The sequence below is a fragment of the Ruthenibacterium intestinale genome (assembly GCF_040096265.1).
Classification (GTDB): domain Bacteria; phylum Bacillota; class Clostridia; order Oscillospirales; family Ruminococcaceae; genus Ruthenibacterium; species Ruthenibacterium komagatae.
On the sequence record NZ_JBBMFA010000032.1, the window covers coordinates 1 to 8,304 of the forward strand.

General features: G+C 61.5%; 8 protein-coding genes. All 8 read left to right on the forward strand.

Going from position 1 to position 8,304, the window contains the following annotated elements; translation table 11 throughout:
* Positions 1–313 precede the first annotated feature (313 nt).
* The 8 genes from WMO24_RS00950 (at position 314) to rsmA (ending at position 8,268) form a co-directional block, all read left to right on the forward strand.
* Positions 314–940 (forward strand): DUF4830 domain-containing protein, encoded by a 627-nt coding sequence (locus WMO24_RS00950; protein WP_349214219.1) that lies wholly within the window; start codon positions 314–316, stop codon positions 938–940.
* A 137-nt stretch (positions 941–1,077) separates the two neighbouring features.
* Positions 1,078–1,824 carry a pseudouridine synthase gene (locus WMO24_RS00955; protein ID WP_349214229.1) on the forward strand — a complete coding sequence of 249 codons (747 nt, stop codon included), beginning with the start codon at positions 1,078–1,080 and terminating at the stop codon, positions 1,822–1,824.
* A gap of 222 nt (positions 1,825–2,046) precedes the next feature.
* Positions 2,047–3,132, forward strand: coding sequence for a PucR family transcriptional regulator (locus WMO24_RS00960; protein ID WP_349214220.1), 1,086 nt, complete (start codon positions 2,047–2,049; stop codon positions 3,130–3,132).
* Between the two features lie 122 nt (positions 3,133–3,254).
* A complete protein-coding gene (gene ftsE / locus WMO24_RS00965) occupies positions 3,255–3,956 on the forward strand; it encodes a cell division ATP-binding protein FtsE (RefSeq protein WP_349214222.1) in 702 nt (233 codons plus the stop codon).
* Positions 3,953–4,876, forward strand: coding sequence for a permease-like cell division protein FtsX (gene ftsX, locus WMO24_RS00970; RefSeq protein ID WP_349214223.1), 924 nt, complete (start codon positions 3,953–3,955; stop codon positions 4,874–4,876). Before ftsE ends, ftsX begins: the two co-directional genes overlap by 4 nt.
* Positions 4,877–4,894: 18 nt before the next feature.
* Positions 4,895–6,067: a murein hydrolase activator EnvC family protein gene (locus WMO24_RS00975; RefSeq protein ID WP_349214225.1), complete on the forward strand. Its 1,173-nt coding sequence runs from the start codon at positions 4,895–4,897 to the stop codon at positions 6,065–6,067.
* Between the two features lie 22 nt (positions 6,068–6,089).
* Complete coding sequence (locus WMO24_RS00980) at positions 6,090–7,352, forward strand: S41 family peptidase (protein WP_349214227.1); 1,263 nt, start codon at positions 6,090–6,092, stop codon at positions 7,350–7,352.
* A 61-nt stretch (positions 7,353–7,413) separates the two neighbouring features.
* Positions 7,414–8,268 (forward strand): 16S rRNA (adenine(1518)-N(6)/adenine(1519)-N(6))-dimethyltransferase RsmA, encoded by an 855-nt coding sequence (rsmA, locus tag WMO24_RS00985; RefSeq protein ID WP_349214228.1) that lies wholly within the window; start codon positions 7,414–7,416, stop codon positions 8,266–8,268.
* The last annotated feature ends 36 nt before the right edge of the window (positions 8,269–8,304 follow it).

Below are 8,304 nucleotides of genomic sequence, written 5' to 3' on the forward strand. Positions count from 1 at the left end.
ACTCTTTTGCCGGCAAAAGAGTCACGCACCGCAGGTTTCGTAATCGCGCCGCAAGGCGCGGAGCGGTTTCCCACGGATGGGAAAAAGGGGGACAAGCGGCCGTTTTCTGCTGTGTCCGGAAAGAAAAACATCCGTCCCGGAGGTTTCAAAGCAGAAAATCTCCCTCAAAGGGCCGCCCCCTTCCGTTTGCCCTTTATTTTACCACATCCGGCCGTTTGAAAAAAGAGGGATAAACCGGTCGCCAGCCTCATACAAATGCAGTAGAACCGGGCGGCGTGCCCGCCTGATGAATCTGCAAGGAGGGAACAGTGGCATGTTTGTTTGTACGTTACGAAAAGGCGGGCTGAAAAAGCTGGCTGCGGTGTGCGTGTGCGGCGCGGCGCTGGCGGCAGTGGCGATCGGTGTAGGGAAGATCTGGCAGGACGGGGATGCGGTGGATGTGGCCGCGGCGCAGCCGTCCATGGCCCAGCAGATCACCGGTGCGCAGGACCTGCAGACCTTTCTGGCCGGTTACGGGCTGGAGGTGGACCCCACCAGCGCCGAGGTGACCGCCGTGAAGATCCCCCGCAAGTGGGACGAGAGTTTTCAGGCTTTCCACGACGTGGTCAAGCAAAGCGGTTTTGAACTGACCAAATGCAAGAACAAAGAGGTGGACAAATGGGTGGTACCCGTGCCCGCCCAGAGCACCGAGGAGCTGACCACCTACGCCGTGGTGCTGGTGTACCAGAACGAGCCCCGGGGCGCGTATCTTCTGCAGAAACCCTCGGGCGAGGTGCTGCCCCTGACGCCCAAAGCGGCGGCCAGCGCGGCGCTGACCGAGGAGGAGATCGCCGCCAACGCGAACTTCGCCTCTTCCGTGGCGGCCGCCGAGACCCAGGCGGCCCCGGAGGAAGCCACCGAGACCCAGGCCATTCCGGAGGATGCCTATCCCACAGAGTAAAACGGAACCGATGCAGCCGAAAAGGCGCCGCGCACAAAGGCCGGCGCCTTTTCGCCTTGGTGCTGGCAGAAGCTTTCTCTTTTGTTCCCGGCGGCGTTTGTGCTATACTTGAAAAAAACAAGGTGGAGGACAAACAGATGCGTCTGGATAAATTCGTGGCCCAGGCGGCCCAGATCACCCGCAGCGAGGCGCGCAAAGGCATCCGCGCGGGGGCGGTGACCGTGGAGGGCACGGTGTGCACCCGGGCCGAGACGGACGTGGCCGAAACGGCGGCCGTGACGTGGGAGGGCCGGCCGCTGGCGTATGCCGGGCGGTATGTGTACCTGATGCTGGACAAACCCAAAGGGGTGGTCAGCGCCTCCGAGGACGGGCGGGACGTGACCGTGGTGGACCTGGTGCGGGACGCCTATCCCCGCCGCCAGCTGTTCCCGGCGGGCCGGCTGGACAAGACCAGCACCGGCTTTGTGCTGCTGACCGACGACGGCGCCTTCGCCCACGACATCCTGGCGCCCCGGCGCCACGTGCCCAAAACCTACCAGGTGGAGCTGGACACCCCGCTGACCGCCGAAATGGTGGAAGGTTTTGCCAACGGCGTGACCCTGGCGGACGGGCAGACCATGCTTCCGGCCCAGGTGCTGCCCGGGGAAAACGGCCCCTGCAGCGCGGTGGTGGTGCTGCATCAGGGCGTGTATCATCAGATCAAGCGGATGTTCGGCGTGTACGGCGCCGGGGTGCGCGAGCTGCGGCGGGTGGCCATCGGCCAGCTGTGGCTGGACGAGCGCCTGGGCCCGGGCGGCTGGCGGGAGCTGACCGCCGAAGAAGTGGAAAAAATCACGGCAGGACGTTTACAGACTTTTCAAAAAACCAACACAACTGCCCGTTAAGATAAAAGGGAAAACTGTTTTTCAAACTCATTTTCCCAATTTACACAATAAACCCCGGCTTATTTTGTTTAAATATGTTGCAAAAGTCAGAAACATTGTGTAAAATAGAGAGCATAGCGGCACCTAATTGTTTATTTTCACCATTTGGCCGGAACCAGCGTCCGCCGGGGTGAACCGGGCAACAACGGACCACATCATCATAAAAGAAGGGAAAAGGGTTTTATGGCGAACAGGGTTTTTCAGGGCGTGGTTTATCAGATGAAGGATGCGATCGACCGGATGGTCGGCGTGGTGGACGAAACAGGTACCATCATCTCCTGCACGGACTTGAACCGCATTGGTGAGGTGCGGGACGGCATTGCCGCCGACCGGCTGACCGCCGGCGACACCTTTATGCGGGACGGATACACCTATCATCTGTTCAGCTCCAACAAGCGCAACGACTACGCAGTGATGGTAGAGGGCACGGACGAGTCCGCCGCGCGGTATGCGGCGGTGCTGGCCATCAGTCTGCAGAACATCAAGCAGTATCACGACGAGAAGTTCGACAAGGCCAACTTCATCAAGAACGTGGTGCTGGACAACATCCTGCCCGGCGACATTTACGCCAAGGCGCGGGAATTGCACTTCGCCACGGACGTGTCCCGCGTGGTGCTTTTGATCCGCGTGACCAGCGGGGCCGACATCTCCGCTTACGACGTGGTGTCCAGCCTGTTCCCGGACAAGCAGAAGGACTTTGTGTTCAACATCAGCGAAAACGACACCGTGCTGGTCAAGGAGATCAAGCGCGGCATCGACCAGCGGGACCTGGAAAAGCTGGCCTCCAGCATTGTGGACACGCTGAACGGCGAGCACTACATCAAAGCGGTGGTGGGCATCGGCACGCCCATCGCCAACGTGAAGGATCTGGCCACCAGCTTTAAAGAGGCTCAGATCGCCATGGAAGTGGGCAAGGTGTTCGACACCGAGCGCTCCATCGTCAGTTACGACAACCTGGGAATCGCGCGTCTGATCTATCAGCTTCCCACCACCCTGTGCGAGATGTTCCTGAAGGAAGTGTTCAAGCAGGGCAGCATCGAAAGCCTGGACGCAGAGACGCTGTTTACCATTCAGCGCTTCTTTGAAAACAATCTGAACGTGTCCGAAACCAGCCGCGGCCTGTTTGTGCACCGCAACACGCTGGTGTACCGCCTGGAGAAGATCAAAAAGCTCACGGGCCTGGATCTGCGGGAGTTTGACGACGCCATCGTGTTCAAAGTTGCTTTGATGGTGAAGAAATACCTGAGCGCGAACCCGGCGAAATATTAAAAAGTCACCGCTGCGGCCAGAAACATTTTTTTTGCCGCAGCGGCCATTTTTGTTCATCGGGTGCAATATCGGCGCGCGTTCGCTGGTATGTAGATTGAACCGAAAAGGATGGGAATCTTGCGATGATCCGTTTTGAGAATGTGAAAAAAGTATACGAGGCCACGGGCAAAAACCCCGAGATCGTGGCGCTGCACAACGTGAACCTGCACATCCGCAAGGGTGAGTTCGTGTTCGTGCTGGGTCATTCCGGCGCGGGCAAGAGCACCTTTCTGAAGCTGATTTTGCGGGAAGAGGCAGCCACCGAGGGCCGCGTCATCGTCAACGGGCGGGACCTGTCCGCCATCAAGCCCCGGGAGATCCCCTATCTGCGCCGGGGCCTGGGCGTGGTGTTCCAGGACTTCCGCCTCATCCCCACTATGACAGCCTATGAAAACGTGGCCTTCGCCATGCGCGTGACCAATATTTCCGAGCGGCAGATCAAGCGCCGCGTTCCGTATGTGCTGAATCTGGTGGGCCTGGCGGACAAGGCCCACGCTTTGCCGCAGGAATTGTCCGGCGGTGAACAGCAGCGCATCGCCCTGGCCCGTGCACTGGTGCACTCGCCGCCCATCATCATCGCGGACGAGCCCACCGGCAACATCGACCCGGAATTGAGCGTGGAGATCATGGAGCTTCTGCAGGCCATCAACAGCGTGGGCACCACCGTGGTGGTGGTCACCCACGAGCGGGACCTGGCTTTGCGGTTCAACAAGCGCATCATCACCATCGATCACGGCGAGGTCATTGACGACAGCCTGCGCCAGGCAAGGAGGATGCGCGTATGAGATGGTCCAGCTTTAAATACCTTGTGCGGCAGGGCTGGCACAGCATGGTGGCCAACCGGCTCATGACGCTGGCCAGCGTGGGCGTGCTGTCCGCGTGCCTGTTCATCACCGGCGTGGCGCTGCTGCTGAGCTTGAACGTCAACAGCTTTGTCAGCGGCCTCAGCGAGCAGAACGAGGTGGAGTTCTTCCTCACGGACGAGACCACCGCCGACGCGGCCGCCCAGCTGCAGACCCAGATCGCCGCCATGGACAACGTGGCCGAATGTCTGTACATCTCCAAAAGCCAGGCGGTGGAGGAGATGAAAGTGTACTTAGGCGATGACGCCGGCGTGCTGAAGGATTACGAGGGCGAGGGCAACCCCGCCAATCCGCTGCCCGCCTCCTTCCGCGTCACCGTGAAGGACCTGGCGTATCTGTCCGATACCGTCAGCCAGATCCAGACCCTGCTGGGCGCTTCGGTGTCCAGCGTGCAGTCGCCCACCGAGCTGGGCACCACGCTGGTGAACCTGCAGCGGGTGGTGGGGGCCGTGGGCTGGGGCCTGGTCATCGTGCTGGGCGTCATCAGCATCGTGGTCATCAACAACACCATCCGGCTGACGGTGTTCGCCCGCCGCAAGGAGATCAATATCATGAAATTCGTAGGCGCCACCAACGGGTTCATCCGCCTTCCCTTCTTTGTGGAGGGCATGACCGTGGGTGCCATCGCCGGGCTGGTGGCCTCGGTGCTGGTGGGCGGCGGCTACCTGGGCCTTTTGAAGGCGCTGGCCCGGCCCGAAGCCTCCTGGCTGTCGGAGTTCACCCGCTGCATGCTGCCCTTTAAAACCGTCATGCTGCCCATGGCAGGGCTGTTTGTCCTGTTCGGCATGGCCATCGGCAGCACCGGCTGCGCCACCAGTATCCGCAAACATCTGAAAGTCTGAGCACAGCAAAGGAGAGCCATGGAAAAGCGAAAATGGATCGTGCGCGCGGTGTGCATCCTTCTCACCGTTCTGATGGCGGCCAGTGTGTTGGGTCCGCTGGCCTACACCGCCTACGCGGACGAGGAGACCCCCAAGGAAAAACTCGACCGCATTCAGCAGGAATTGCAGGATTTGGAAGATAAAATCGAAGATACCAAGGATGACATCTCCAAACAGCAGGAGCTCAAGCAGTATTATCAGCAGCAGAGCAACACCCTGAAAGCCCAGATCGAGGCCCTCAGCGCCCAGATCGCCGACACCGAGGCCACTTTGAAGGCCAAGCAGGAGGAGCTGGGCAACAAGATCCTGGAAGTGGAGCAGTCCAAAGCGGACTTTGAGGACCGCCTGGTGGCCATGTATGAGATGAGCCGCCAGAGCAACCTGAGCATTCTGCTGGGCATCGACGATTTTTCGGAGATGCTGCGCTTTGGCGAGAACCTGCAGGCCATCAGCACCAACGACACCCGGATCATCCAGAACCTGAAAAACGAGCAGGCCGAGCTGGAGGCCCAGAAGGCCGAGGTGGAGACGCTGCTGTCCGATCTGAACACCCAGAACGAGCAGCTGAACGCCTCCATGCAGCAGTACCAGCAAAGCGTGCAGCAGGCCGACGCCGCCATCAGCGCGGAAGAGGCGGCCCTGGACGCCCAGTCGGAAGAGTACAAGCAGAAACAGCAGGAGTACAAGGCCGCCCAGCAGGAGTGGGCCGCCTGGGCAGGCTCCAACACGGGCAACAGCTACGTGCTGGGTGACGGCACCGGCCAGTTTGCCTGGCCCATTCCGGGCTATACCACGCTTTCGTCGGACTTCGGCACCGTGCGCTACATCTACGGCGTGAAGGACGTGCACCGCGGCATGGACGTGCCCGCCCCGGCCGGTACCCCCATCTACGCGGCGGCGGACGGCGTGGTGTCCACCAAAGCGCACTGGAGCTACGGCACCTGCGTGAAAATCAGCCATTCCCCCAGCCTGGTCACCATCTACGGGCACATGTCCGCCCGGGCTGCGGGCATCACCGACGGCGTGTTCGTCACCAAAGGCCAGCTGATCGGCTACGTGGGCAGCACCGGCAACTCCACGGGCAACCATCTGCATTTCGAGGTCAACGTCAACGGCACGCCCGTCAGCGCGTGGCCCTACCTCAGCAGCTGATGAACACGAAAGGAACGAAACAATGAACAAAAAAATCACAGTCAACCTGGCGCTGGCCATCGCCATCATCGCCATGACGGTGACCTTCGTCATCACCATGCTGCTCAGCATGAACCTGTTTGACCGCACGGTCAGCAACGTGCGCGCCAAAGAGGTCATGTACAACAAAGTGGCCGAAATCGATAAAAACGTGCGCGCCAACTATTACGGCGAGATCAACAACGATTCCCTGTACGACTATCTGTGCGCGGGCTACATCGCGGGCATCGGCGACAAAAACGCCACCTACTACACCGCCAAGCAGTATCTGGAGCTGCAGGGCATCCAGAACGGCCAGGTCATCGGCGTGGGTGTGGACGTGGTGCTGGACACCAGCGGCTACGCCCGGGTCATCCGCTGCTATGACGGCAGCCCCGCGGCCCAGGCCGGCGTGGCCAAAAACTGGTTCATCACCAAAATCGGCGACAGCGACGTCAAGCGCCTGTCCCTGACCCAGATCAACAGCCTTCTGCGGGGCGAAGAGGGCACCACCGTCACCCTGACGGTGCTCAATCCCTCCGGTGAAGAGCAGACCATCGAGGTCCAGCGCCGCACCTACGACATGCCCACCATCACCTATACGGTGCCCGAGGGCAAGACCACCGGCTACATTCAGATCTATCAGTTCAACAGCAACACCGCCGGCGAGGTGCAGACCGCCATCGAGACCATGCAGGCGTCCACGCAGCTGCAGGCGCTGGTGTTTGACGTGCGCAACACTTCCGGCGGCGAGCTGGACGACGTCATGGACGTCATCGACCTGCTGTGCCCGGTGGGCCCCATCGCCAGCCAGCAGAACAAGGACGGCACCGTCACCGTGCTGGATACTTCCGACAGCAAAGAGGTGGACCTGCCCATGGCCGTGCTGGTCAACGGCAATACCTCCTATACCGGCGAACTGTTCGCCGTGTCTCTGCGTGAGTTCGGCAAGGGCAAGGTCGTGGGCACCCAGACGGCGGGCAAGGGCACCATTCAGTGCACGCCCGTCACCCTGTCCGACGGGTCGGCCATCAGCTACACCGTGGGCATCCTGCTGGACAAAGAGGGCAACAGCTTTGACGGCACCGGCATCACCCCCGATGTGGAGATCGCCCTGAAGGCCGACGAAGAGGCCAACTTCTACTCTCTCACCGTGGAGACAGACCCCCAGATCAGCAAAGCCTTCGAGGCAGTGACCGCCATGGTCTCCAGCCAGTCGGCTCAAAGCGGGGCTGCGGCGTCTTCCGCCAGCACGCCTGCCGCGTAACGAACACATTCACAGCGCGCCGCCCCCTTCGGGCGGCGCGTTTTCAGGAAAGGAACCCACATTGAATCTGACGGATCTTGCAACGGTCAAGGACCTGTGCGCCCGGCACGGCTTTCAGCTGTCCAAGGGCTTTGGCCAGAACTTCATCGTCAATCCGGGCGTGTGCCCGAAAATGGTCGAGTCCGCAGGCATTGACCGCACCTGGGGCGTGGTGGAGATCGGCCCGGGCATCGGCGTGCTCACCAAAGAGCTGGCTCTGCGGGCGGGCAAGGTGGTGGCCATCGAGGTGGACGACCGCCTTCCGCCCCTGCTGGACGAGACCCTGGCCGGCCTGGACAACGTGCGGGTGGTGCTGGGCGACGTGCTGAAAACCGACCTGGCCGCCCTCATTCAGCAGGAGTTTGCGGGCATGCCGGTGGCCGTGTGCGCCAACCTGCCCTATTACATCACCAGCCCCATCGTCATGAAGCTGCTGGAAGAGCGCCTGCCCATCCGGCACATCACCGTCATGGTGCAGAAAGAGGCGGCCCAGCGCCTGTGCGCGGCCCCGGGCACCCGGGACGCAGGCGCCGTCAGCTACGCGGTGCATTATTACGCCGCGCCGAAAATGCTGTTCACGGTGCAGCCGGGCAGCTTTTTCCCGCCGCCCAAGGTCACCAGCGCGGTCATCCGGCTGGAGCTGCACCAGACCCCGCCGGTGGCCCCGGCAGATGAGCGGGCCATGTTCCGCGCCATCCGGGCGTCTTTTGGCCAGCGGCGCAAAACCGTGGCCAACGCGGCCTCCGCGGGGCTCGGCGTGCCCAAGCAGCGGGTGCTGGCGGCACTGGAGCAGGCGGGCATTCCCGCCACCGCCCGCCCCGAACAGCTGACGCTGGCCCAGTACGCGGCCTTCTCGGACGCATTGGGCCCGGTCTGAACCAAAAAAGAGCGCCGGTCAGGCATTGCCTGACCG